The organism is Roseivirga sp. (assembly GCF_034669765.1).
Classification (GTDB): domain Bacteria; phylum Bacteroidota; class Bacteroidia; order Cytophagales; family Cyclobacteriaceae; genus Roseivirga.
In genome coordinates, this window is the sequence record NZ_JAXMOQ010000002.1 from 393,069 (window position 1) to 418,621 (window position 25,553).

20 protein-coding genes are annotated in these 25,553 nt (G+C 40.0%); 9 read left to right on the forward strand and 11 right to left on the reverse strand.

Translation table 11 applies throughout. The annotated features are described in order from the left end of the window. Positions 1 to 39: 39 nt before the first annotated feature. Positions 40 to 2,445, reverse strand: a complete 2,406-nt coding sequence (locus VOI17_RS04715; protein WP_323756090.1) for an ABC transporter permease — start codon at positions 2,443 to 2,445, stop codon at positions 40 to 42. A gap of 22 nt (positions 2,446 to 2,467) precedes the next feature. Next, positions 2,468 to 4,849 carry an ABC transporter permease gene (locus VOI17_RS04720; protein WP_323756091.1) on the reverse strand — a complete coding sequence of 794 codons (2,382 nt, stop codon included), beginning with the start codon at positions 4,847 to 4,849 and terminating at the stop codon, positions 2,468 to 2,470. A gap of 223 nt (positions 4,850 to 5,072) precedes the next feature. Here VOI17_RS04720 and VOI17_RS04725 point away from each other — a divergent pair, with 223 nt between their 5' ends. The 4 genes from VOI17_RS04725 to lspA all read left to right on the forward strand — a co-directional run bounded on the left by VOI17_RS04725 (position 5,073) and on the right by lspA (position 9,623). Next, positions 5,073 to 6,443 carry a sigma-54 dependent transcriptional regulator gene (locus VOI17_RS04725; protein WP_323756092.1) on the forward strand — a complete coding sequence of 457 codons (1,371 nt, stop codon included), beginning with the start codon at positions 5,073 to 5,075 and terminating at the stop codon, positions 6,441 to 6,443. Beyond that, complete coding sequence (locus tag VOI17_RS04730) at positions 6,433 to 7,806, forward strand: sensor histidine kinase (RefSeq protein ID WP_323756093.1); 1,374 nt, start codon at positions 6,433 to 6,435, stop codon at positions 7,804 to 7,806. Before VOI17_RS04725 ends, VOI17_RS04730 begins: the two co-directional genes overlap by 11 nt. Before the next feature lie 267 nt (positions 7,807 to 8,073). Further along, positions 8,074 to 8,934 (forward strand): hypothetical protein, encoded by an 861-nt coding sequence (locus VOI17_RS04735; protein WP_323756094.1) that lies wholly within the window; start codon positions 8,074 to 8,076, stop codon positions 8,932 to 8,934. A 173-nt stretch (positions 8,935 to 9,107) separates the two neighbouring features. Beyond that, the gene (lspA, locus tag VOI17_RS04740; protein ID WP_323756095.1) at positions 9,108 to 9,623 is read left to right on the forward strand and encodes a signal peptidase II; all 516 of its coding nucleotides are present in this window, start codon (positions 9,108 to 9,110) and stop codon (positions 9,621 to 9,623) included. Position 9,624: 1 nt separating this feature from the next. Here lspA and VOI17_RS04745 read toward each other — a convergent pair whose 3' ends face one another. Then, complete coding sequence (locus VOI17_RS04745) at positions 9,625 to 9,777, reverse strand: zinc ribbon domain-containing protein (RefSeq protein WP_323756096.1); 153 nt, start codon at positions 9,775 to 9,777, stop codon at positions 9,625 to 9,627. An 80-nt stretch (positions 9,778 to 9,857) separates the two neighbouring features. Between VOI17_RS04745 and VOI17_RS04750 the strand changes: the two genes are divergently transcribed. The 3 genes from VOI17_RS04750 to VOI17_RS04760 all read left to right on the forward strand — a co-directional run bounded on the left by VOI17_RS04750 (position 9,858) and on the right by VOI17_RS04760 (position 13,732). Next, a complete protein-coding gene (locus tag VOI17_RS04750; RefSeq protein ID WP_323756097.1) occupies positions 9,858 to 11,183 on the forward strand; it encodes a DEAD/DEAH box helicase in 1,326 nt (441 codons plus the stop codon). A 48-nt stretch (positions 11,184 to 11,231) separates the two neighbouring features. Next, positions 11,232 to 11,732, forward strand: a complete 501-nt coding sequence (locus VOI17_RS04755) for a DUF6265 family protein (protein ID WP_323756098.1) — start codon at positions 11,232 to 11,234, stop codon at positions 11,730 to 11,732. A 140-nt stretch (positions 11,733 to 11,872) separates the two neighbouring features. After that, positions 11,873 to 13,732: a cation:proton antiporter gene (locus tag VOI17_RS04760; protein WP_323756099.1), complete on the forward strand. Its 1,860-nt coding sequence runs from the start codon at positions 11,873 to 11,875 to the stop codon at positions 13,730 to 13,732. A gap of 52 nt (positions 13,733 to 13,784) precedes the next feature. Here VOI17_RS04760 and msrA read toward each other — a convergent pair whose 3' ends face one another. From msrA to VOI17_RS04790, 6 genes are all read right to left on the reverse strand, one after another. Next, a complete protein-coding gene (gene msrA / locus VOI17_RS04765) occupies positions 13,785 to 14,447 on the reverse strand; it encodes a peptide-methionine (S)-S-oxide reductase MsrA (RefSeq protein ID WP_323756100.1) in 663 nt (220 codons plus the stop codon). A 51-nt stretch (positions 14,448 to 14,498) separates the two neighbouring features. Next, positions 14,499 to 14,975 carry a hypothetical protein gene (locus tag VOI17_RS04770; protein WP_323756101.1) on the reverse strand — a complete coding sequence of 159 codons (477 nt, stop codon included), beginning with the start codon at positions 14,973 to 14,975 and terminating at the stop codon, positions 14,499 to 14,501. A gap of 62 nt (positions 14,976 to 15,037) precedes the next feature. After that, positions 15,038 to 15,580: a peptide-methionine (R)-S-oxide reductase MsrB gene (msrB, locus tag VOI17_RS04775; protein ID WP_323756102.1), complete on the reverse strand. Its 543-nt coding sequence runs from the start codon at positions 15,578 to 15,580 to the stop codon at positions 15,038 to 15,040. A gap of 77 nt (positions 15,581 to 15,657) precedes the next feature. Then, positions 15,658 to 16,566 (reverse strand): methyltransferase domain-containing protein, encoded by a 909-nt coding sequence (locus VOI17_RS04780; protein ID WP_323756103.1) that lies wholly within the window; start codon positions 16,564 to 16,566, stop codon positions 15,658 to 15,660. A 145-nt stretch (positions 16,567 to 16,711) separates the two neighbouring features. After that, positions 16,712 to 16,906 carry a hypothetical protein gene (locus VOI17_RS04785; protein WP_323756104.1) on the reverse strand — a complete coding sequence of 65 codons (195 nt, stop codon included), beginning with the start codon at positions 16,904 to 16,906 and terminating at the stop codon, positions 16,712 to 16,714. Positions 16,907 to 17,114: 208 nt separating this feature from the next. Beyond that, positions 17,115 to 18,491 (reverse strand): exonuclease domain-containing protein, encoded by a 1,377-nt coding sequence (locus VOI17_RS04790; protein WP_323756105.1) that lies wholly within the window; start codon positions 18,489 to 18,491, stop codon positions 17,115 to 17,117. A gap of 47 nt (positions 18,492 to 18,538) precedes the next feature. On the opposite strand from VOI17_RS04790, the gene VOI17_RS04795 reads away from it, so the two are divergent. Then, complete coding sequence (locus VOI17_RS04795; RefSeq protein ID WP_323756106.1) at positions 18,539 to 19,378, forward strand: restriction endonuclease; 840 nt, start codon at positions 18,539 to 18,541, stop codon at positions 19,376 to 19,378. Here the strand turns inward: VOI17_RS04795 and VOI17_RS04800 are convergent. Together VOI17_RS04800 and VOI17_RS04805 are read right to left on the reverse strand one after the other, a co-directional pair. Next, positions 19,350 to 21,071 (reverse strand): sodium:solute symporter, encoded by a 1,722-nt coding sequence (locus tag VOI17_RS04800; RefSeq protein ID WP_323756107.1) that lies wholly within the window; start codon positions 21,069 to 21,071, stop codon positions 19,350 to 19,352. The genes VOI17_RS04795 and VOI17_RS04800 overlap by 29 nt on opposite strands. Before the next feature lie 136 nt (positions 21,072 to 21,207). Continuing rightward, positions 21,208 to 23,748: a PIG-L family deacetylase gene (locus VOI17_RS04805; RefSeq protein ID WP_323756108.1), complete on the reverse strand. Its 2,541-nt coding sequence runs from the start codon at positions 23,746 to 23,748 to the stop codon at positions 21,208 to 21,210. 223 nt (positions 23,749 to 23,971) lie between these two features. Here VOI17_RS04805 and VOI17_RS04810 point away from each other — a divergent pair, with 223 nt between their 5' ends. Further along, entirely contained in the window at positions 23,972 to 25,549 is a 1,578-nt protein-coding gene (locus VOI17_RS04810) for a glycosyltransferase family 39 protein (protein ID WP_323756109.1), read from the forward strand. Positions 25,550 to 25,553: the final 4 nt, after the last annotated feature.

Sequence of the window (25,553 nt, forward strand, 5' to 3'; positions counted from 1 at the left end):
TCATCATTAAATGGCTGTTTTCAAATACCTCTTCTTTTTTTATTCGCTCCTTAGGGAATCCACTGGATTAGATCTGGTGGCTATAATTGAACGGTAACTTACCGTCAATAAGGCAATGATTACAGTTACCAAACCGGCTGCTATAAATGCGACAGGACTGATATTCACATGGTACACAAATCCATTGAGCCAGTTTCGCATAATCCAAAAGGCAAAGGGGCTGGCAATCACAAAAGCCACGAGTACTTGCTTCGCGAAAGTGGATGAAAGCAAATAGAACAAGCTCCATTGGCTTGCGCCTAGCACTTTACGAATGCCTAATTCCTTGATTCGTTTTTCAACCGTAAAGGAAGCCAAACCAAATAGGCCCAAACAAGCCACGAAAATACTGAGTCCTGCTCCTACCTTATAAATCACGCTGGCCTGTTGTTCTGCTTGATAAAAATTAGCCAACTGGCTATCTAAAAAGTGTGATTCCATGGCCGTAGCTTGATCGAACTTATTGTGCACTTCTGTGAGGCCAGCCACCACATTCGCCATGTTACCTGAAGCCTTTACCGTAAAGTAATCTATAGAGGCTGCAGGGTTATTCCAGTACCCCAATATGATAGGGGCTACTTTGTTGTGCAGTGATTGAAAGTTAAAATCTTCAACCACACCAATAATCTGCACACGTAAACTTCTACCACGTGAAGTCAATTCTATGGTTTCCCCTATTGGGTTTTCTAAACCAAAAGTAGCCACAGCTGCCTCATTCAGTAATATTTTAGTGCTGTCTGTAGCATCAATGCCTGTAAAACTGACTCCATCCTTTAATTTAAAACCGAAAGTCTCAATCAGATTTTCGTCAAAGCCCATAAAAAACACATCGACCGAATCGCGGGTTTGTTGCTTTACATTGTTGGTCACAGCAGTAATTTCATTGATGGTTTTCCATTCACCAGGCACTCGGCTTGAAACTGATACCGACTCGACTCCGGGTACATTGGCCAATTCGGTACGCATGGCTTTAAAGTTTGTCCTAACATTCGCGTTGTTAATATCAATCACTACTAAATTGCTATCGTCAAAACCAAGATTTTTGTCTTTGATATAATCCATTTGCTGGGTCACCACAATGGTGGAAATAATCATGATAATAGAAAGGGCAAATTGTGCGATGACTAGTACCTTACGCAAGGCAAATGGACTACTCGTGTTACGCTCCCCTTTCAGTACATCCACCGTTTTAAAGCGGGTCATGAAAAAGGAAGGATACACCCCAGAAAGCAATGCGATAACAGCGGTAAGCCCAAGGAGCATCGGTAAATATTCTCCCAAGGTGGCCCAGCTAAAATCGAAATCCTTCTGCGTAAGCTGGTTGAAGAATGGCATGCTTAAATCTGTAAGACCTATTGAAATGATGAGTGAGATTGTGGTAATCAACAGCGATTCCATTAAAAACTGAGTGACCAACTGTTTTTTAACGGCTCCTACTACCTTTCTAATTCCAATTTCTTTGGCCCTAAAAACGGCCCTGGAAGTCGCCAAATTCATATAATTCACTGAGGCGATGACCACCAAGAACACCGCAATGGAAATGAAAATCAATATATAACTCTTGTCACCACTCGTTTGCGCTATACTTCGCTCAATATTGGCAGAGTTAAAATGAATGTCAGTGAGGGCTTGAAATTCATAGTCTACCATATCGGCCATAGGCGCTCCCATTCTTTCGTTAGCAATGGCTTCAGCTTTCTTTTGAACTTCGTCCATATCTGCTCCTTTGGCCAAGACTAGGTATGAACTAGGGCCAATTTGTTCCCAACTGTTCAGCATCTGCTGCCACTGTGGATCAGAATAGTTCTGCGAAATCAGCACATCAAATTTAATGTGCGAATTGGCGGAAGTGTTTTTAGTAATGCCAGTTACTTTAAAGTCACCAGCAAATGGAGAGGTTATGATTTCACCAATCACATCCATTTTACCAAAGTATCGAATGGCTTCATTTTCACTTAAAATCACGGAGTTAGGTTCAGCCAATGCGGTAGCCTTATCCCCTTCCAAAAATTCAAAATCAAAGACTTCGAAAAAAGAGGGATCGGTGATAAAGTAATTCCGTTGAGCAAAACGAACCCCATCAATAGTGAAATTCATATGTCCCCCACGCATAAACAAGGTGGTCGCATTGGTTACTTCTGGTAATTCTTCCACCAAAGTAGAAGCGAAAATAGCAGCGTTAACCGCAAATTTTCTTGGAGCTTCTCCCGTTTTATCTACAGCAATTATCCGTACAATATCATCCGCCTTACTGTGGAACTGATCAAAGGAAGTTTCGTCTTTTACATAAGTAAGCAAAAGTGTAGCCCCAGTAATACCAATGGCCAAGCCAAGGATATTAATAAATGCGTAGCCCTTACTTCTGGCAAGGGTACGAAAGGCAATTTTGAAATAGTTTCTAAGCATGTTGTGTTGTTTTTGTTTTGAGTTATTCGCTTTTCAAAGCGTTTATAGGGTTGGCCTTAGCCGCTTTAATCGCCTGAAAACCAACGGTAAATAGTATAATTGCTAGAGAAATGACCAAGGCAACCACAAAAGGCATTACACCAATATTGGTACTATAAGCAAAATTGGAGAGCCATTCTTTTCCCGCGCCAAGTGCCAATGGAATCGAGATGACCGCAGCAATGGCCAAAACCATTAAAAACTCTTTAAGAATAATGAAATTGATGTTGGTGCCAGAAGCTCCCAACACTTTACGAATACCGATCTCTTTTAATTTTCGCTCGATCACGAAAGTGACCATTCCGAATAAGCCTAAAGCAGTGAGCACGATGCTGATAATAGAAAAGAAGCTAATTGCTTTTAATAGTTTAGTTTCATTGGCATAGAACCTCGCAAAGTCATCATTCACAAAGCTGTAGGCAAACTGTTGATCTGGTTCAAACTCCGCCCATTTGCTCTCTAAGAATGCGAGCGTTTCTGTGATATTTTCAGCCTTCATGTTCACTGATAGGTTCCATAGATTTCTGTTGGCAATTCTAAAAGCTACAGGACTAATTTTTTGATGAAGCTTTTGAAAGTGGAAGTCTTTTACCACGCCTATAATCTTCATTCCTCTATTATTAGGATTGTAAAGCGTTACTTCTTCTTCCATTGGGTTATCTATACCGAGTTGGCTAACAAAAGCTTCGTTAACAATCAGTGCGCTCGAATCGGATGAAGATTGCATATCGAAATCCCTACCGTCTACAAGCTTCAAATCATAGGTTTTGATAAAGTCGAAGTCGACTCCAAAAATCGTAGTTACTGCACTCAAGTCGGGGTTCGTCTTGGACATCATTGGACCTGAATTGTTGGTATAACCGTTTCCCAAAACATCTGTGCTTACAGACGATGCCACAATGCCGGGATAGGCATCAATTTCACTTTTAAACGATCTATAATTTCTACTTAAGTTCTTGGTGGAAACACTAAAAGTGATGACTTGGTCTTTGTTAAAACCTAAATCTTTCTGATGCAGAAATTGGTTTTGCTTAATAGCAATCACCGTAACAGCAATTAAAAAGAGCGAGATCACAAACTGAACAAACATCAATGTTTTACGCGCCCTTCCTCCTTTTAAAGATTCACGTGCAGATGCCTTCAATGCCTGAGAAGGCTGAAATGACGACAGCACCAAAGCAGGATAAAGCCCTGAGAACAGGGAAGTAAAGAGCACAATCCCTAGTAGAACCGGAATCAAACCTTCATTCATTAAGGCAGCTGTGGTGAATTCTTTCCCCGTAAGTTGGTTGAAAGACGATAAGCCTAAATCGATCAACAAAATGGAGAAGATTGCGGAGATGACCGTAATCAGAATGGCTTCGCCTAAGAACTGGCGGATCAATTGACCTCGGTGCGCCCCCATTACTTTTCTTACTCCAACCTCCAAAGAGCGTCTTGCCCCTTTTGCAGTCTGTAAATTGATGTAGTTGATACAAGCCACCACCAAAATTATAATGGCAATAAACAAGAGTGTTTGAATGGCCGAAGCACTGCCCGAAGAGAAAGACATAAACTGTATATCTCCAGATTTTAAGTACATGTCCGTTACAGGAAGAAACTCATAGCTCATATTGCCATCAAAGTCTGGATCCTTCGCTAATTTTTCATTCTTTAAAGTCCGAATTTCGTCAATACTAGCACCTGCTGTGGTTTTTAAATAGGTATAAAGTGAGTAGGCATAACCTTTGGCAGGCTGAGAACCACTAGGAAAAGTCATTTCCCAAGGAATAATTGCTTGAAATTTGATGTGTGAGTTCTTTACATCAGCAGCAATACCCCTCACTACCAATGCTTTGTCAGACGAAACCCCAGCCATGGTTACTGTTTTTCCAATGGCATTGGAAGTACCAAATAAGGCGATGGCCGTACTTTCAGTAATGACTATGGAAGAAGGATCACTCAGTACTTGCGCTGCATTTCCTTCTATTAAAGGGAAGCCAAAAAACTCGAAGAAGTTACTGCTAGCATACCAATAGTCGATGCTTAGTTTTTTGACTGAATTATCGTCTGGATAAAAATCACCGCTATTATTTCTGATAATCGCAGCTTCTTTAACTCCTGCGTAATTGCTCGACAAATCTTTAAAGTCATCCTCTATTGAAAGACCAACCATTCTTTCATTGGCACCCGTTTGAGCCCCATATAGAAAATAAGTGTTTTCTTTCTCTGGAATGAAATCATCAATTGCGTACTCATACTGCACATAAAGCAATAAAAGCAGACTGCAAGAAATACCTAAAGTAAGACCAATGAGGTTAGTGCCCGTTACCAGTTTATTTTTCCAGAGATTCCGAGTAGCGAGTTTGAAGTAATTCTTAATCATATCTTGAGTATTTGACAATGTTCTACTGGCCAATTTTGAACCAACATCACAGTTCATTGTATATCAGTAAGTTAGCAACTCTATCTCGTATTTAATCGACTTCAATTGTCCATCAGTAAAACAGGAGTGCCCAAAATTGGGCACTTTTCAATACATTCATATTACTAAAAGTAAATGAATCAGCATATTGTGAGCTTGGTATAAATTTGGTGCTTTAACGATTATGAAAAACAAAGGTCGAATTCTGATTGTAGACGATGACAATTATGTAATGCTTTCCATCCGCATTTTGTTGGAGCAGCATTATAACGATGTCCGGGGCATTAACAATCCGCTTCAAATTGAAACGGCCTTGGCCGAAAACGATTATGACCTTGTTATTCTGGACATGAATTTTAAGGCAGGCGAAAGCTCTGGAAAGGACGGTTTATACTACCTCAATCAGATTAAGACCATTTCCCCAGAAACTTCTATTGTGTTGATTACGGCTTATGGTGAAATCAATTTGGCCGTGGAAGCGATCAAATTGGGCGCCTTCGATTTCATTACCAAGCCATGGCAAAACGAAAAGCTACTGAGTACTGTTTCGGCTGCTTTTCAACTGAATAAGTCGAACCATAAGGTCAAAGAACTTAGTTCGAAACAAAGGGTATTGAATGACATGCTTGATGCGCCATTCGCTGAAATTATTGGTGAATCGGAAAAGATCAAGCAGGTTTTTCAACAAATTGAAAAGGTAGCCCATACGGATGCCAATATTCTCATTACTGGCGAAAATGGTACGGGAAAGGAATTGGTCGCTAGGGCGATTCATCGGGCTTCCAACCGCTCTAAATCCATTTTTGTGAATGTTGATATGGGTGCTATTACCGAAACTCTTTTTGAGAGCGAACTCTTCGGACATAAAAAAGGCGCCTTTACCGATGCTAAAACCGACCGCATAGGGAAGTTTGAGGCCGCCAATGAAGGCACTTTATTTTTGGATGAAATCGGCAACCTGATCAAACCACTTCAGGCCAAAATGTTACGGGTGATTCAAGACCGTCAAATTGTGCCTGTTGGGTCAAATGATTCCAGGACCATTGATGTTCGTTTGATTTGCGCAACCAACGCCAATCTTCCCGAAATGGTGAATGAAGGTGAATTCAGGCAAGATTTACTGTTTCGAATTAACACCATCGAAATCCACCTTCCTCCCCTGCGCGAACGCAAAGAAGACATTGCGGTATTGGCCGAGCACTTCATCCATTTGTATAAAACTAAATATGGAAAGAAAGGGCTTTTTGTACCCGAATACGTCATTGCCAAACTAGAAAAATACGACTGGCCCGGCAACATCAGGGAACTTCAGCACAGTATTGAACGTGCGGTAATCATGAGTGATGGCAAGCAACTCCATGTTCAGGATTTCAACTTAAGCAGCCAAAACACCAGTGATAATGCACAGGTGGAGAGCTATAACCTAGAAGAGTTGGAAAAATGGGCGATAGAGACCTGTATCAAAAAGCACCAAGGAAACATTAGTAATGCGGCTGGAGAATTAGGGCTGAGCCGTGGCGCCTTGTACCGTAGAATGGAGAAATATGAACTCTAAAAATTTCCAGATTCAGATCATCGTAAGACTGCTCCTCATCACGGTGGGTTTGGGCTTTTTGCTGTTCTACTTCTTTGAAGACCGCAATTACATCCGCTTGTTCTTTATTGTCATTTTTATCCTGTCGGCACTTATTGAGCTTTTTTATTACATCAATCGAGCGAACAAGGACACCAAGAACTTTCTTGAAGCCATTCTTCATAATGATTTCACCCTGAAGTATTCTGCCGATCATAAAGGCAAGAGTTTTGGCAGGCTCTACGACAGTTTCAATCAAGTAAATCAAAAATTCATTGAGGTATCTCAGCGCGAAGCCAACGAATATCAGTACCTCTCGTTATTGGTGCAGCAGCTCGAAATTGGTGTACTTTCTTACGATGATAAGGAAAGAATTCATTTAGCGAACAAAGCCCTAAAGCAGTTATTGGGCAAAGAAGAACTGATCACATTGAACAGTATAAAAACAATTAGTTCAATAATTTACGATACAATACTTCAACTAGAAAGTGGGCAAAGTGAATTACTGAAAGTGACTATTCATGGCAAGGAGTTTCAGCTTTCCATCAAGGCTTCTGTTTTCAAATTGAGGGGAATAAAATTCACCTTGGTCTCTATTCACGACATCCATACCGAACTGGACAATAATGAAATGCTGGCTTGGCAAAAGTTGATTCGTGTGCTGACCCATGAAATCATGAATTCAGTGGCTCCGATTACTTCCCTTTCTTCAACGCTCAACCATTTTGTTAGTCAATCAAGAAAGTCCGGAAATGAATTGACTGAAGCTCAACTCCAATCTCTACAAGAAGGACTCGATGCCATACAGCACCGCAGTGCAGGGCTCATGACCTTTACTGAAGCCTACAGAAGCTTAACGCGTGTGCCTTTGCCAAACCTTAAGCCTATTGAGGGTCTGCTGTATTTCCAGCGCATTGCTTCGCTTTTTAAGCCTACGCTGGCCCAAAGCAACATTCAATTCCATATGGAGCTGCCCAAAGAAGCATTCATCTTACACATTGACCCGGATTTGATGGAGCAAGCACTGATTAACATATTAAAAAATGCAAAAGAAGCCGTTGAAGCCAATACGGGTACCGTCCGCTTGGCCGTGAAAAAGCCAAGCCTATTAGAAGAAAAGTTAGGCAGCTTTCAAATTTCTATTACCGATAATGGTGGTGGCATTCCAGAGGAAATTCAGGAAAATATTTTCATTCCTTTCTACACCACAAAGTCCAGTGGTTCTGGGGTTGGGCTTAGTTTAGTCAAACAAATCGTGCAAGCCCATAAAGGAGAAATCGGCTTTACTGTAGATCAAAGCAAGGGCACTACTGAGTTTACGATTAAGGTGGCTGGAAGAGTTTGAGCGTAGTGAAACAAGGATGATTTAACCGTCATTGCGAACCTGCTACAGTTTTTCGGAGTGATAATATTGACGTGAAGCAATCTCACCGTCCAGATAACGAACACCTTAGATTGGTTGATTACTCACTTAAGCTTTATTAGTTGTTAAATACTAAATAGCCAACGAATGTTACTGTTCTAAAATTAATTTCGCTAAACTTATAACTTGTTAATAGGTGCGTATAGCGCACCGTATTTGGTCGCTAACGCTGCTGTTAATTAGGATTAAATGAAATCGTCAATAGAAATAGAAAAGTTAGATATTGTCCCAAGTGACAAATTATTTTTATATCGATATATCACGATTGACAAGTTGATGGATTGTCTGTTGAATAAAAGGTTTCCCCTCACTCGCCTAAACTTATTTGAAGATAAGCTGGAAGGCATTACACCCCAAAATTTATCATTAAACCTAGCAAGCGATAAAATTGGTAAAGAAATAGCTCCTTGGATTGGTGAAATTGTTAATCACATTACATTGAATATTAATCCAATAAAAAGGAACTCATTAAGAAGACAAAAGTTAGATTTTCAGAAATACAATTTTGCAAGCTGCTGGTTTGTTAACGATCATGAATCTGTAGCCATGTGGCAACTATATTCAAGCCCTGATAGTATAGCTATTAAAATTCCTGTCAACTCATTTTTAGGTGAACTTGATTCCAAACGTTTTGATTTAACTGGCTATAACCACAAGAAAATCAGATATGGCTCAGTAAAGTATTATAGATTTGATGATATAGGCTCACTTAGTCAACTTGTAACAAATGAAAATATTCAAGGATTCTTAAAAGACAAAAGCTTTAGTCATGAATCCGAGTTCAGAGTTATTCTCTCTGTAGAAGAAAATGAAAGAAAGAGAGCAGAGAAAAAGCCAATGATTTTAGATGAACAAATTGAAGACTTAAATAGGAAATTAGACCAGCACATCATTTATATTCTATTTGAGAATTTCAAAAATATGCCCTTTGAATTAATCTTTCATCCACAAGCTAGTGATTGGCACAAGTCAAATGTTAAACAGACAATTAAAAAATATGAGGTAGATTTTCCGATAATTGAATCCAAACTGACTAGAATATTTAACTAACAACATTAAACCTAAACTTCATTAAATCACAGTTTAGCTAAACCGTACAGTCTCTCACTTCAACTTCATAAGCACCTCCCCCCTCACCAAAATCGTCTTAACCAATAATTTTCATCACTACCATCCCTCATTTTATAAGCTATTGATTAGTTTAGCAGCCTGAAAAGAATCCCATGAAGTCAAACGTTAACCGTATCATCGCTATTCTCGCCATTATCATTGTCAATATAGGCTGCGATCAAGTCACCAAAGAAATGGCACGCGAGCAAATTCAATACAATGAGCGTATTGAGGTAATCGGTGATACCCTTATTCTTACCAAGGTTGAAAACTCAGGTGCGTTTTTGGGTATGGGCTCTGACCTGTCTCCTATTTTCAAAAACATTCTCTTGCTTGGTTTACCAGGCCTGGTCATGCTTGGCCTTTTAGTGTTTTTACTTATTAAGAAAGACCTGACCAAATTGGCGATTGTGGGACTTTCTTTTATCGTTGGTGGTGGTATTGGCAACCTGTATGACCGTATTCTATATGGTTCGGTCACCGATATGGTGCATATAGATTTAGGTGGAGTTTTTAGAACAGGAATTTTTAATGCTGCCGATGTATCAGTAATGATTGGTACTGGCCTGATTCTACTAGAGCAATTCTTAACCCGAAAAGACCAGGAAAAAGTAAAGGAAGCCAGCTAACCTAGATTACCAGCCATAACAACAAGGCTACAATTAAGACTACCGCTATCCAACTCAGTGCTTTGGGTTGCGCAGGAAATTCATAAGCACAGATAGGGCAAACTTTGGCTGCTTTATCGATTTGCATGGCGCATGAAGGACATTCTTTTTTCATTTCGGCAATTTAGAAAAATATAAAAGCGTAAAAGCGTCTCACTTTTCTATTTATACCTGAAATACAAGTAGTTTTGCACCATGCAAACTGCCCCTAAAAACCAAGAGGAAATCCTCGCCAAGCTTCGTATAGAAAAACTCAACCCGATGCAAGAAGCGGCCCAAGAAGCCATTCATCAGCATCCGGATGTAGTGTTGCTTTCCCCTACGGGCACAGGGAAAACCTTGGCCTTTTTGCTTCCTATCCTTCAATCCTTAGATATCAACTGCACAGAAATACAGGCTTTGATCTTGGTGCCCTCAAGAGAATTGGCCATTCAGATTGAACAAGTGATTAGAGAAATGGGAACGGGCTTTAAAGCCAATGCCGTGTATGGCGGCAGACCTGCTTCGAAAGACAGAATGGAGCTGAAACACAGGCCCGCTATCCTTGTGGGAACTCCCGGCCGTGTAGCTGACCATTTAAGACGTGAAGTTTTCCCTGTAAAAGACATCAAAACATTGGTGTTAGATGAATTCGATAAGTCTTTAGAAGTGGGCTTTGAACTGGAAATGTTGGAGATCATCGCTTCGCTTACGCATGTACAGAAGAAGATCTTGACTTCGGCCACCAACGAAACTGAGATCCCTAACTTTGTAAAACTTAAGTCACCCCAAATTCTTGATTTCGCAGATAAAGGCGATTCTTCGCTTGAAATTCAACTGGTGCTTTCGCCCGATAGAGATAAGCTAGAAACTTTAGTAGATACCCTCAACCGCCTTGGCGACCAGCCGGGCATTGTGTTCTGCAACTTTAAAGATTCCATCGAGCGCATCAGCCAATACCTTTTCGATCACGAAATTAACCATGGTGTATTCTATGGCGGAATGGAGCAAATAGACCGTGAAAGGGCACTCATTCAGTTCCGAAATGGCACCTATCAGTTACTATTAGCAACCGATTTGGCCGCCAGGGGTATTGATATTCCAGAATTGAAATTCATTATTCATTATCACTTGCCTAACTCTGGACCAGAATTCACCCACAGAAACGGAAGAACGGCCAGAATGAACTCAGAAGGCACGGCTTACGTGTTGCAATGGGAAAAAGAAGAATTGCCTGATTTCATTTCGGACCTTAAGCCCAAAAGCGGCCGAGTGCGCGATGTGTTGGAAGGAATTTCAGCGCCAAAACCACTGATGAAAACTCTGTTTATTTCGGGTGGAAGAAAGGACAAAATATCGAAGGGCGATATTGCTGGGCTCTTCTTTAAACAAGGGCAATTGCAGAAAGATCAGCTGGGGATGATTGAGATTAAAAACGATTGCGCTTTTGTTGCGGTAGCCGCCATAGAAGCTAAACGCTTGATTAAGAGCTTAAACAACACTAAACTGAAGAACAAGAAGGTAAGGATTACAGAAATTTAGTAAGGCCTTGTCTCCTATTTTCATTCTGGTTCGTCAATTCAATAAAACATGAAAAAGCTAAGCCTATCTCTCCTATTCATTTTATTCTCTTTCGTCAGTTTTGGTCAAAACACCTTAAAGCTTGGTACTAACAAATCTCCCAAAGCAACTTTGGCAGATGTGGCTTGGATCAGTGGTCATTGGCGTGGCGAAGCTTTTGGTGGGATTACAGAAGAAATCTGGTCACCCCCCTTAGGCGATTCTATGATGGGTTCCTTCAAACTGGTTTCGGAGGGCAAAACTAGCTTTTACGAGATCTGTCAAATTGTGGAAGAGCAAGGCTCCCTGTCCTTTCGCCTAAAGCATTTTAACAGCGACCTGACGGGCTGGGAAGAGAAAAACGAACGGGAAGAGTTTCCATTGGTTAAAGTGGAGAAGGATGCTGTTTATTTTGATGGTTTTACCATCAAGCGAATTTCAGAAAATGAGATTCATATGTATGTCGTGATTAGCGATGAAGGAGAAGCGGAAGAGGTTGAATTCAAGTATTTTAGATTCAATAATAAGTAAGTTCAGCGCTCTGCCTGAACTTTTATAATACTGTTTTCAAATCAAAGCACGCTGGCTAGTTCAGCGTTTTTTGAAATTTAAAGTCGTCTCGGAGTTCATTTTTACCTATTTTAGAAGAATTACGAACTATCTTGACCTTTATGAACAACCTCGAATACTGGCCAATCTTTATTATTCTGTCTATTGCCTGGGTAGTGCCTTTGGTGCTTTCTAGGCTAGAAATATCAAAAGTACCTTCCGTGATTGTCGAAATCATAATGGGGGTTTTGGTTGGTCCTTTTTTATTAGGTTGGGTGGAAGAAACTGCCATTACCAGCTTTTTGGCGCAAACGGGTTTCCTTTTCCTTATTTTCTTGGCAGGAATGGAAATTGATGTCAATAAAATTATTTCGTCATTTCCTCGCGGCCGCATCAAGTTTGTTGATTTGGTAAGTAACTCTTTGCTGGTCGCGCTCTTTATTTACTTTGGGTCATTATTGCTTTCCCTGCCCTTTGCTTGGCTAATGAACCAGTTTATGGAGGTGGACATCGTATTCTACATGTTCCTATTGCCTACCGTAGCACTCAGTATTACGGTTCCGATATTAAAAGCAGAAGGAGAATTGAAGCGTAAGTTTGGCCAAATCCTATTGATGGAAGGCGCCATTGCCACGGTGATGAGTATCATATTGATCTCCATTTATTCAGGCGTACTTAAAAAAGGATTTCAAGTAGAGTTGCTTCTTTTCGCCATCATTTTCATTGTATTTATTGTCGTTTATTGGCTTGGAAACCGAATGATGAAAGTGCGCAGCTTTCAGCAATTACTATATAGATTAGAACATGCGGCAAGTCAGATCAGGGTGAGAGGTGCTGTGGCATTGCTCCTTTTCTTTGTGGTGATTGCTCACTTAATAGGCACGGAGTTGGCCATGGGTGCTTTTTTCGCAGGCACTTTGTTGAGCCTTTTTGTAAGCAAAGAACGTTCTGCATTGCTGTTCAAACTAGACGGAATGAGCTATGGCTTCTTTATTCCCATCTTCTTTATTATGGTTGGGGTGAATTTAGATTTATCGGCACTGACACAGTTTCAAGAGTCGATTCCATTTATTCTTACCTTAATGGTTGGCTTTTTTGTTACCCAGCTTATTCCCGCTTTAATTATGATTAAAGTGTTTGGCTTGAAGAAGGCATTGGCCGGAGGCGTATTGCTTACCGCTAGAATGGGTTTAACCATTGCTGCAGCCCAAATCGGCCTTTCCTTAAATGTAATTAGCTCGGCAGACAATGCGGGAATCGTTACCACAGCTATTTTAGTGAGTCTTATTTCACCTTCTATTTACAAGATCTTTAATAACAGTAAAGAGGAGCACCATAACATCTATGTTTTTGGCGGAAGCAAAGCGAGTTTGTACTTGGCTGAAAGGCTTAAAATGCATGACATGTCTTTTATCACGCTGATTCAGAAAAAGGAAATATTGCCTGAGTTCGATAAAAAGAGCTTGAACTATAAATTCATTGAAAACCTAAGTGCGAGTGTGGTAGATGGATTAAAACTCAGAACCGCTGACCTCGTCATTGTACTTACAGAATCCAATAATTTGAATCAGGAGCTTACGCGTTACATCAAAAACGAACTGAAGCACAGTAAGATCATTACTAGAAAACAGTCTGCTACGCACGATTTAATTGATCCCCAAGGAGAAATCAAGTTCATTGATCATGACATTGTGCTAGCAAGCCATATTGAAAATATGATTGCCAGTCCAGATTCGGTTTCTTCACTATCTGAAAGCTTTGGAGATTATCGTTTAGAGGAAATCAAGATTACCCGAAGCGATATCAATAGAAAGCTGGTGAAGGAAGTCCCCTTCCCTCCATCGGGTTCTTTGGTCATTCAAAAGCGAGCAGGAGAAGTCTTTATCCCACACGGGAATACGCATCTGCTAGTGGGTGATATCATGACCGTAATTGGTAGCCATGCTGCCCTGGCCGAGTTTAGGAACATATTAGAAAAATAGCACTCTTTTAGGGAGTGCTATTGAATAGTGTTAAGCTTAAAGAAGTGTTACTTTATTTTTCTGAAGCGTATTTCTTCTTTACGTAGCTTGGGAAATGTTTTTTTAACTTGTTCACCTTTGGAATGGCAACATTGATGATGTAGGGATTCCCTGGGTTGAGTTCATAATAATTTTGGTGATAATCCTCGGCAAGCCAAAATTCAGTATAGTCCGTCACTTTAGTTGCAATTGGGCGGTTATAATCTCCGGACTGGTTCAGTTTTGAAATATAATCGGTTGCCAACTTCTTCTGATTATCATCATGATAGAAAACTTCCGTTCGATACTGTGTTCCTACATCTGGACCTTGACGGTTTACCTGAGTTGGGTCGTGCGTATAAAAGAAAATTTCTAAAAGCTCTTGATAGGAAATCACTTTAGGGTCGTAATAGATTTGAATTGCTTCGGCATGAGTCGATCTACCATAACTTACATCTTCATAGGTTGGATTCTTCTCTTTCCCTCCTGTGTAGCCTGAAACCACATTCTTCACACCATTCACTCTTTCAAATACGGCTTCTGTACACCAGAAACAGCCGCCTGCAAAAGTGGCTATTTCATTGCCTTTCTGAACTTCAGTAGCCACATTAACCAACTCTGTTGAACTCATGCCAGTGCAAGAAGAAACTCCAAAATTGAGGAATAAACTGGTAATCAATGTATAAGCTATATGCATTTGCTTTTTATTTTATCTAATGCCCTAACGCCATCCACAAGGGATATGTTTTTAAATAATGTCGTTCAAAATACTCTTCAGGTCAGCTGGAGAGTAATTCACTGATTTTAATGTTTTATTATCCGCTGTTCTGTACACCAAAAAATGACCGTCCGACTCTTCTATGTAGCTTTCCGTTCCATCCTTGTCCATGTAATGTTTTTGGGTGGCTTCAGCTTCCTCTATTGTTTTGCAGGTTTTGCTCATATTAGAGCGCTGAACTTCGTCAAACAAAGTTTTGAAGCTATTACCCATTCCAAACTCTAAAATGGCACCAGACAATACATATTGGATGTCACACAAGGCATCAGCTATTTCTACTAGGTCGTTATCCGCAATAGCTTCTTCTAGTTCTTTCAACTCTTCAGCAATCAGAGAAACTCGGAGTTTACATCTATCTTCAGATGGAATTTGTGGAGTTTCTAAAATTGGGTGCTTAAATGTTTTATGAAATTCAGCTACTGAGTTGAGTGATTGTGGTTCTTTCATGATATAAATAAAAAGGCCTGTTAATACAGGCCAATGTTAAATAATTATTCGCGCTTGGTGAACTAGTTATTGTCTTTTTTAAACTTTGGAGGTGTTCCTCCTTCAGGAACGAAGATTAAAGCCGCTGAATTCAAGCAGTAGCGTAAGCCAGTTGGAGCTGGACCATCTTCGAATACATGTCCTAAATGTGATCCACTTTTACTGTCTACCACTTCCCATCGCACCATTCCTTCACTCGTATCCTTTACTAACTTGATTGCATCATCAGAAATTGGATTCCAAAAACTTGGCCATCCTGATTTAGAATCATATTTGGTCTCTGAGCTAAAAACAGGTTGCAAACTGGCTGCAGAATAGTAGGTTCCTTTTTTATAGAACTTATCATATTCGCCAGAGAACATCGTTTCTGTTGCTTGTTGTCTTAGTATGGAGTATTGTAAAGGGCTTAACCTTTCTTTCCACTCTTTCTCCGTTAACTGTATTTCGTATTTCGGTTTGTCTTGATCTAAATTTACTCCAGATAGTTCATCTTGGCCTCTGAGCGTGATAACACTCGCCACAAGTAAAATAGCTAAACCACTAATTAATATTATTTTGGTCTTCATGCCTCGTTTTTTTTAGTCTAACCAAATAAACGTAGAAATGGTTTGAACGGATTGAAATCAATTAAATGAATTGTCAACTAAGCGATGCTTTGGCTCAAAAGGCCTATACCATCGGGCGTTTCATGTTCTTTGTTAATTGGATAAAAGAAGATGTTCGGTAGCTTTATTTTTTTCCATGGAGCAATAACTCCCAAGGCTTTCTTCGATCTCTGATCCGCTTTAAGTTGGCCACTGGCATGCATTGGTTTGGAGTTATCGTATAACATAATCGAAACTCCATCTGGCTTTAAGCATCTTTTCAGCTCTTCGTATGCCAATGACTGAACCTCTTTGTCGTAGTTATTTATATAGTCAAATGAGAAGAGGGCTTCTACAGCGCTATCGCTAAAAGGTAAATGATCCACATCGCCTAAAACCAAAATGGTTTCATTAGGAAGCTCGTCTTTAACTGCCAATAACCTTGGCAACGAAAAATCCATATGGAAATAGTGTTTAAATGATCTTCCATAAGTAAGATTATGAATAGAGTCCACATCGTGCGTAACAACACTCATAAAACATTCACCTCCTTTTGGGAGAAGTCTGCCCAACTGAGTTACTTTTTCTTGACTTATGGGGTTACTATTGAGTTTTTTTGATGATTTTTCAATGGAATTGTCTACACCTAATCCATATGTTTTGTAGAACAGATCGATTTCATCTTGTGGCACTCTTCTTAGGTGGTTGTCAGTTCGGTTTTTGGATACTATAGCTGTTTTACGCTGAAGGTACCTAATGTTGTCTATAATAGGGTAAACATAAGTTTGGTTCGCTGTAACCAAGGCAGCTTTTAATTCGATGTTGACAGGTGCCCCAGGGTAAAAGAATAAATCACCGTGCTTTATCTGAGCATTAAAAGAAATCAATTCCTTTTCAGTCATCAGTCGTAGCGACTTTTTTGTAAATGGGCACACCATTAATCCTTCCATATATAATTTACCGTTCACAGCACTTATTTTTAATACACTAACGTATTCAAATGCCCTACCAGATCGTCAAAAATAGTTTTTAAATATTTTCGGATCATAAAAACCTAAATATCGAGAATTACAATTCCCTTAAGGAGTTCTGTAAATTTACAGATCAATCCTATTAAGCTTTTCCCTCTTGTTCAACCTTGATATACTTATGACCAGCTAAAAGAACGCTTGAATAAAAGAGTTCTTTACTAACTGTACTTACATCATTCACATACTTGATAATTCGTTCTGATTTTTCTTGAGACTCTTGAAATTTACCTTCGGCATACTTCAATAATTTTCCTCTTATCTCTTTAGTCTTTTTCATTGCCATTTTCTTGTTAATTCTATATATGTGTAATCGATTATTAACATAAATAGTTTCAGTTTCTTATCAATAAAACAAGCAAATGTTTTAACCTTATAAGCTCAGCCAAGGTATATTGACAAGTCCCTTTTCCAATACCTTAAAATAGGTATTTTAATTTTATAATTGTGCCTAAATAATAAGTAAAGAGGTATTCAACTCTATTCGCTTAAGCAAACAGACCATAATTTGGTTCTTGGGTTTGCGTTGCAAATTGAATCACTTTGCGTTTGGCATAATACTGATTGATTATACGTTGGATATCAGGCGTATCGGGATAGTTTGTGATAATGTTCTTCACATCATCAATTGAATTGAAAGCTATATCGTTTTCATAGAAGCCAAAACCTAAGTATTTTCCATTCTCTACCAAGGCAACAGATTTTTCAGCATTGGTTCTACCTTGCCCTAGCAGGCAAAACGATTGAGAATTCTCTTTAATACTTTGAATGGCTTTTTTGAATCTCTCACGTTGCTCTGCACTTCCTTCCCCACCTGTTTTTATGGTATATCCAAAATACATCATCATAGAGGCAGGTAGGCTGCATAACTCTGGATCAAGTTCAAACTTCTTTACCAGTTCGATCAAGTAATCACGGGCCCGGTCGAAAGAAGTAAAGCCAATCAACGGCAAAGTGCCTTTCATTTTCTTACCAATTGATAAACGATCAAAGCCTTTACCGTCTTGGTAATGGTAAAGGCCATATTTGGCATTAGTGAATTTCTGCGCCTTGTTATAAATCGGGAAATGTTTTTTGATTTCTGAAGACTCAAACAGGAAAGCAATCATTTCATCTCCACACTCCTCATAAGAGATATCATAGAGTTTATCCTTTAACCCTTGTTTGTATACCACATCGGTATTGGAGAAATGGCCTTTTACGCGTTTCTTGATATTGTTGGCCTTGCCCACATAAAGAACATCACCATGTGCATCATGAAAATAATACACCCCAGTAAATTCTGGTAAAGCATCAAAAACGGTCTTGGGTAAATGAGGAGGTAAAAATCCTTCTTTGGAATCTTTCTTTAAGAAGGTAGCAATGTGGTCTTCGTTATTCTCGATAATGAGGTCCAGCAGTTCAACCGTTGCTTTGGCATCGCCCATCGCCCTGTGACGCGCATGGTTAGCAATTCCAAAATGATCGCAAAGGTTACCCAAACTGTAGGACTTCAAGCCTGGAAAAACCTTTCTAGAAAGACGGACTGTGCAGAGTTTCTTCAGGCTTAATGTTCCACCCAACTGCTGGAATTCGTTTTTAAGGAAAGAATAATCAAAATTGACATTGTGAGCCACAAAGATGTTCCCTTCCAACATTTGAAAGATTTCTTTGGCCACTTCAAAAAAACGAGGTTCATCCCTTACCATTTCGTTAGAGATGCCCGTTAGCGCAGTAATATTCATTGGAATCACTCGTTCGGGATTCAAAAGCGTCTGATATTCGTCCACTACCCGTTGTCCATCATGAATTAAAATGGCTACTTCGGTGATTTTTCCGTAATTGGCAGAACTGCCCGTGGTTTCAATGTCGACTATGGCGTACACAACTTCAAATTACATAAGTTTTATTTTCATTACGTAGCATTAACTGAATGAATACTATCCTTGTTAAGAAATACTCTGGCGAACTCGTTCCATTTGAAATAGAAAAACTAGAAAACTCATTGTTTAAATCTGGCGCAAGTCCCGAACTCATTGAGAAAATCACCAAAGAAGTACTCGGTTGTTTGGTGGAAGGAATTTCCACCAAAGAAATCTATAAACGCGCTTATGGCATTCTAAGGAAATCTTCAAACGCATTGGCTGGTAGGTATAAACTTAAAAAAGCAATTCTTGAATTAGGGCCTTCAGGCTATCCATTCGAAGCTTTTATTGCTCACTTATTTGAATATCAAGGCTATAAGGTGCAGTCAGGAGTCATCTTAAATGGAAAATGTGTAAGCCACGAAGTGGATGTGAGGGCCGAAAACGATACTGAAATTCATTTTATGGAATGTAAATACCACAGCAATCCTGGTTATAAATCGGATGTGAAAATTGCGCTTTATGTCCATTCAAGGGTCAATGACCTTATTGCTCATTATCAACCCAAGTTCCCTAACAAAAAATTCACTGGATGGATTGTAGACAACACGAATTTCACTTCAGACGCAATTCAATATGCAGAATGCAGCGGGTTAAAAATTATGGCATGGAATTACCCTTCCAAAGGAAGTTTAAAGGACAGGATTGAAATTTCCGGTCTCTATCCTATCAGTTGCTTGGTTTCGCTCACAAAAGCAGAAAAGCGAGTACTGCTCAATAAAGACATAGTGCTCTGTCAACAGCTTTTAGACTCTGACGAAGCACTCCATCTTATCGATCAAAGAAAGCATAAAAAGGTTCAGGAAGAATGTCGTGAACTTACGCTTCCAATGGCTTCTCTGGCTTAACTAAATTAAAGAGATAACTAAACAGCACTACCAAAATACAGCCGAAAGCATTGTACCATAAAAAGCCCATGGTAAATGGTCCTGCTTCACCAATTGTGTTTAAGTAGTGAGTGATAATTATTGTTATCTGACTGAGAATGGCTCCCATAAATACCGCATTTGAACGTATTTTCTTGAAAAAGAAAGCCACTATAAAGATTCCCAATACTGTTGGGTAGAACAGGGAACCAATCAAATTAACTGCCTCTATAAGGTTATCAAAAAGAGATAAAGTGGATGCCACAATGATGGCGAGTATTCCCCAACCCAGGGTAAAGAGTTTTGAATACCTCAGGTAATGATTATCATCACCATCCTTTTTTACTCCTCGCTTATAAAAGTCTATTGTGGTTGTACTCCCCAGTGCATTCAATTCAGACGATGTAGAAGACATCGCTGCTGAAAAGATCACCGCAAATAGTAAACCTACGATACCAATAGGCATGTTCTTCTGGACGAAATCCATAAAAATATAATCCGTATCCTTCGTTTCCGATCCTTCAACAGCCTCTCCAACCAGTGTAATCGCCCTACTCCTTAATTCATCAGATTTGGCTTGAAGTGCATTCACTTCTGTCTTAGCCTGTTCTATGGTAAGCTCATCTCCTGTTCTTACTGCTTCATTGAGCCCCTCAACCGCTGCTAGTTTTTCTGCAAATATTTCCGAGTATTCATCTTCATAAGCCCTGAAATCATCAGCCCTATCGGTTTCGTAAACTTGCTCTTTCAGCGTTTCATTAAAAAATATTGGGGGTTGATTATATTGATAAAACACAAACACCATTACTCCAATAAAGAGGATAATGAACTGCATTGGCACTTTTAGCAGGCCGTTCATCATCAGACCTAAGCGGCTCTCAGATAAGGTTTTTCCAGATAAATAACGTTGTACTTGAGATTGATCTGTTCCAAAATAAGACAAAAAGAGAAAAACCGCACCAGTCATTCCTGACCAAAAACTATACTTATTTTTTAGGTCAAATGTAAAATCCACCACGTTGAGTTTGCCCATTTTACCAGCCACACTGAGCGCATCATTCATATTTACACCTGAAGGCAATGCGTTCAGCACCAAAATACCTGCTAGGATCATACCGCCCATCATTACCGCCATTTGCGTTTTCTGGGTTTGAGTTACAGCTTTGGTTCCACCAGATACGGTGTAAATGATTACCAGAACACCAATGATGATATTGGTCGCTCTAAGGTCCCAATCAAGTAGTGATGAAAGAATAATTGATGGTGCATAAATTGTTATTCCGGCTGCAAGGCCACGTTGCACTAAGAAAATAAAGGCAGCGAGCATACGGGTCTTCACATCGAAACGTGTTTCGAGATATTCGTAAGCAGTATAAACTTTAAGCTTATAATAAATGGGTAAAAAGAATACTGAAATGATAATCATGGCCACTGGGAGGCCAAAATAGAACTGTACGAACCCCATACCCTCGGTATAAGCTTGGCCAGGAGTAGAAAGAAAAGTAATGGCACTGGCTTGAGTGGCCATAATTGAAAGGCCAATAGCCCACCATTTCACATCGTCTCCGCCACGTAAATAGCTATCAATGTCCTTATCGCCACGGGTTTTCCAAACGCCATAGACTACTATAGAAATCAATGTGCCGAAAAGCACTACCCAGTCAATCCAACTCATTCGTATGTGATTGTAAACCAATAAAACAAAAGAATTAATACAGCCAATGTACCCATCAGTAACCAGTACATTCCAGACCACTTCTTAAAAAATGGAGGTTTAGCATCCCTCGCTTCTTGTTCTGTTTGCGCGCTCATTAGCGTTTCTTTTCGATTTGATTCAGCTTGGTATTCTTCGGTTTCTCGTTTCCAAGCGAAATCATATTACTAAAAATTCGGTAAGCTCCAGCTACACCAGCTGGCAATTCTCTAAACCAAGAGTAGCCAGTATAGACAAAATAACCTTCTCCATATTGACCTACAATCAAACCACCATCATTTGGTTTATCACCGGGGTCATTGCTGGAAAGAATGGCAGTATATTTCTCATCCCATTGGTTAGGGAAGTAAAGCCCTCGCTCCTGCACCCAACCTTCAAAGTCTTTTTCGGTAATCTTATTCGGCCCATTGATCAATGGATGATCTGGTGCTAAAATTCTCACCTTAGCGTCTTCAACCGTTACTCTATCTCTTGAGATTTGAAAAGGATAAGGCCCAATCTCAGGTTGATCCCTCATGCTGGTGTTGTATTGCGCAATTACAGTTCCACCCTGTTTCACATATTCCATTAAATCGGGTTGAATAAATGGCATTCTTTCCACGGTGTTATAAGCACGTACACCAATAATAACGGCATCAAAAGCGGCTAAACTTTCTGCCGTCACGCTGTTCGGGTCAAGAATGGATACGGTATATCCAATTTGTGTTAGGCTTTCTGGAACAGCATCTCCCGATCCCATAATGTAGCCCACGTACTGCCCTTTTCTTTCCAAATTTAGACGCACCACTTTTGCCGTGCTTTCTGGGAAAATCGTTTGTTTAGGAATGTGCTTGTACTCAATAGTCTTCAAACCTTGATGATATGATTTGCCATTGTAAGTTACTTTGGCTGTTACCTGCCCTTCTTGCTGCGTTGTTGGAGGCAATACCTGGAACTTGAATCGGGCTTCTTCTTGCTTTCCTTTTAGGTTGTAATCAAAGTGCTCAGGGCTCGATTTCCAGCCCGAAGGTAAATCTAAGCTTACTTTTCCCGAGACATTGTCAGTACCAGCCTTCACCACCACATTCACTTCTTTGGTTGAATTGTCGGCAAATACCAATACGCTTTCAGCAATATTAACAAATACTGGTGGCGTGATGACAAATGGACGGTATACTTCTCCATCTACTCTATCATTCTCTTTATAAACCACTGATGAACTGTAAGTAAACGGCTTTTCATTAATTGTTAAGTTAAATCTCGCATTCAGTAGATCTGGATTTTGAGCAAGTCCAATCAATGCTTGATCATCTACCCTATACATTCCAATAGTTCCATCTTCGCGCAGCCAATAAGGCTGTGAGTTGGTGAGTTCAGGTAATGTAAATTCTAAATTCTTTCTGAAAGATTGGTTATTGGCCAAAGGCTGTGTTATTGCCGCTTTTTCGTTCAATTCTGGAAATTCAATCGAATTGAGTGACACTTTAACATCAGAGCGATTAATGGCTTCAACACTAATTCTTAGCTTCTCCCCGCTTACTTTGGTTTCTTCATCGGCAACCACTTCTAAATAAAGGCCGAGTACGGATTTAATGACCAAATCAAGTTCTTCAAGCTTTACCTTCTTCCAATAGTCATTGTCGATATTCACCAATTTCTCACGCGCTTGCAGTAGGTCGTCAATGATTATAGAAGGATTGCTGAGGTTATAATTCTTATTTGCTTTGGCGAGCAAAGCGCCAATTTCAGCTCCACCTTTTACCCTCGACCATGAAGAATCAATACCTTCGAACAGATCAGATTTAGGCTTCTCGCCTTTCCAATACATTAATACTTCTTTGCTTTCGCCTCTTCTACCTGTACTTCCAAAACCTTGAGATTTATGTTCGCTACGGCCTAAAGAGGATATTTCGTCATAAGAAAGCCCTAAAAGTGGATTATAGGCTCCAAAATCAACAGTAATATAACCAGGGGTACCGTCAAATTCTTCCCCATCATTTCTACCCCCAAAGTTGTAGCCGTTCCAGTAGAGTGTTTTTGGTTGCCAAGGCTCAACATACTTTAATTGCTCAGGATATTTGGTCGGGTCATTGGCCAAATCAAAGGCCTGCATGGCCAAACGGGCCGAAGCGGTATGATGACCGTGCATACTTCCGCTCGGCACTAAAGTGGTATCAAAACGGGTGATGATAATATCTGGGCGAAAGCGTCTGATGTTCCAAACCACATCAGCCAAAGCATCATCTTTATCCCATACATTCAATGTTTCGTTCGGGTCTTTCGAAAAGCCAAAGTCATTGGCGCGAGTAAAAAATTGCTCTCCGCCATCTCTTCTTCTGGCAGCTAATAACTCCTGAGTTCTTATAATCCCCAAATACTCACGAATTTCGGTACCGATTAAGTTTTGCCCACCATCTCCACGCGTCATGGCCAAGTAGGCAGTCCGCATGTTCTTTTCATTCGCCATGTAGGCAATCAGACGTGTATTTTCGTCATCGGGATGAGCCGCTAAATAGAGCACCGAACCCAGTACTTCCAGTTTATTCAGGGCTTGTTTTATTTCAGCGGCATCCAGTTTTTTGGGTGCCTGCGCTTTGGTTACTGTTGAAAAGGCAGTAAGCAGAATGCAGAAAAGCATTAGTTTAGAGAGGTATGTCATTTGGTCTTAATGAGTAATTGGGCTAGTAACGGGTTCTAAGTTATCAGGTTCTATTGATTATCCGAGTGGCAATTCTGTTAATGGAGGCATATTTTTTCGATTTTAGAAAGAAAAGTCAACTAAACGACTTGTTCTCCAATTCTACCCTTGAATATTCCTTTTCAGAGCTTTTTAGATTTCATTCCAATTCTTGACCATTATCAATTAGCTTTGCAAGCAGTTCATGAGCAAGCAAAAGTCACTTTTACTGATCCTCGTTTTAGCCGTTGCGGTGTGCTATGCCAATATTAGCGGTTTGGATGTTTACGCATTAGATGAAGCCAAAAACGCAGAAGCGGCAAGAGAAATGTTTGAAAGTGGCGACTATGTGGTACCCTATTACAACTACCAATTGCGTACCGACAAACCACCGCTTCATTACTATTTTATGGCTGCGGGCTATGCTATTTTTGGAGTAACCGAGTTTGGTGCACGCTTCTTTTCTTCCTTAATGGGTGTTCTCACCATCATGATCACCTTTCTATTTGCTAGAAAACACTTTGGTAAAAAAGCAGGTTTGAACGCTGCCTTAGTGCTTATTTCTTCGATTCATTTGGCACTGCAATTCCATATGTCGGTGCCCGACCCTTATTTGGTGTTCTTTATGACTTGGGCATTTTATTCGTTTTACGAAGCTTATAAAACCAATAATAAATGGCAGTTGCTCTCTTTCTACTTCGCCATTGGCTGTGGTGTGCTCACCAAAGGACCAGTAGCGATAGGATTACCGGGCTTGGCTGTTCTCATCTTCCTCTTCACCCAAAAAGACTTTAAATGGAAAACGATTTGGCGCTTACAGCCCTTTGGAGGTTTACTGCTTGCCCTATTGATTTCTGTGCCTTGGTTTTATGCCGTGCATATTCAAACGGATGGCCTCTGGACCCAAGAGTTTTTCTTTAAACACAATTTCTCCCGTTTCTCCGACTCAATGGAAGGCCATAGCGGAAGTCCATTATTGACCTTTGCCTTTGTTTTTGGTTTGGGCATGTTGGCCTTTATCTCTTTTTCGGTGCAGTCGTTCAAAAATGCATGGAGGGAAAGAAGAGACAGCGCGATGATGTATGTGCTGATCTCTGCTTCAGTGATTGTTGTGTTTTTTGCCATTAGCAGCACCAAACTACCCAACTATACGGTTCCGTCTTATCCCCTTATTGCTATTTTGATTGGCGCCTACATTGCCAAAATCGATAACCAATGGTTTGCTAAACTTGGAAATCGAATTGGCCTGTTTTTCTATGCTATACTGTTGATTGGTTTCCCTATTGGTATTTATTTTGGGCTGAAGGGCGATAAGTCCTTAAGTGAACTGACGAATCTGGCGTTTTACTTCATTCCGCTTGCTGTGGTGGGTATTTTCATTTTCAAACAAGGTATTGCTAGAAAGAACATTGAAAGTGTATTGTGGATGAACATCAGCGTTTGGTGCGTTACCATTATGCTTTTCTTCCATTTAATTTTCCCACAAGTAGACGGACAGAACCCCGTTCAGCAGACTTTGCCAGAAATGGACACGAGTAAAACAATTATAGCCTTCAAACGACTTAACCCCGCTTTCGTTTTTGCCCTGCAACGTGAAATACCAATGTATGATGATGTGGAAACCATCAAGCAAATCATGCAATCACAGCCCAGTGGTTATTTGATTTCGCGTACTGAATTCCAAGAAGAACTGGAAAGCATTCCAGGTTTAGCATTTCAAGATAAAGCCAGAGATTTATTCGAAAACCCCACCACTTTGGTAATGAAGTGGGGAATGGATTAAAAGG

Coding starts and splice junctions, on each gene's coding strand:
- VOI17_RS04805 (WP_323756108.1), bottom strand. CDS start 23,748: ATGACATACCTCTCTAAACTAATGCTTTTCTGCATTCTGCTTACTGCC.
- VOI17_RS04810 (WP_323756109.1), top strand. CDS start 23,972: ATGAGCAAGCAAAAGTCACTTTTACTGATCCTCGTTTTAGCCGTTGCG.
- VOI17_RS04785 (WP_323756104.1), bottom strand. CDS start 16,906: ATGAAAAAGACTAAAGAGATAAGAGGAAAATTATTGAAGTATGCCGAA.
- VOI17_RS04745 (WP_323756096.1), bottom strand. CDS start 9,777: ATGAAAAAAGAATGTCCTTCATGCGCCATGCAAATCGATAAAGCAGCC.
- VOI17_RS04730 (WP_323756093.1), top strand. CDS start 6,433: ATGAACTCTAAAAATTTCCAGATTCAGATCATCGTAAGACTGCTCCTC.
- VOI17_RS04770 (WP_323756101.1), bottom strand. CDS start 14,975: ATGAAAGAACCACAATCACTCAACTCAGTAGCTGAATTTCATAAAACA.
- VOI17_RS04755 (WP_323756098.1), top strand. CDS start 11,232: ATGAAAAAGCTAAGCCTATCTCTCCTATTCATTTTATTCTCTTTCGTC.
- VOI17_RS04760 (WP_323756099.1), top strand. CDS start 11,873: ATGAACAACCTCGAATACTGGCCAATCTTTATTATTCTGTCTATTGCC.
- VOI17_RS04715 (WP_323756090.1), bottom strand. CDS start 2,445: ATGCTTAGAAACTATTTCAAAATTGCCTTTCGTACCCTTGCCAGAAGT.
- msrB (WP_323756102.1), bottom strand. CDS start 15,580: ATGAAGACCAAAATAATATTAATTAGTGGTTTAGCTATTTTACTTGTG.
- VOI17_RS04725 (WP_323756092.1), top strand. CDS start 5,073: ATGAAAAACAAAGGTCGAATTCTGATTGTAGACGATGACAATTATGTA.
- VOI17_RS04750 (WP_323756097.1), top strand. CDS start 9,858: ATGCAAACTGCCCCTAAAAACCAAGAGGAAATCCTCGCCAAGCTTCGT.
- VOI17_RS04795 (WP_323756106.1), top strand. CDS start 18,539: ATGAATACTATCCTTGTTAAGAAATACTCTGGCGAACTCGTTCCATTT.
- lspA (WP_323756095.1), top strand. CDS start 9,108: ATGAAGTCAAACGTTAACCGTATCATCGCTATTCTCGCCATTATCATT.
- VOI17_RS04720 (WP_323756091.1), bottom strand. CDS start 4,849: ATGATTAAGAATTACTTCAAACTCGCTACTCGGAATCTCTGGAAAAAT.
- VOI17_RS04800 (WP_323756107.1), bottom strand. CDS start 21,071: ATGAGTTGGATTGACTGGGTAGTGCTTTTCGGCACATTGATTTCTATA.
- msrA (WP_323756100.1), bottom strand. CDS start 14,447: ATGCATATAGCTTATACATTGATTACCAGTTTATTCCTCAATTTTGGA.
- VOI17_RS04735 (WP_323756094.1), top strand. CDS start 8,074: ATGAAATCGTCAATAGAAATAGAAAAGTTAGATATTGTCCCAAGTGAC.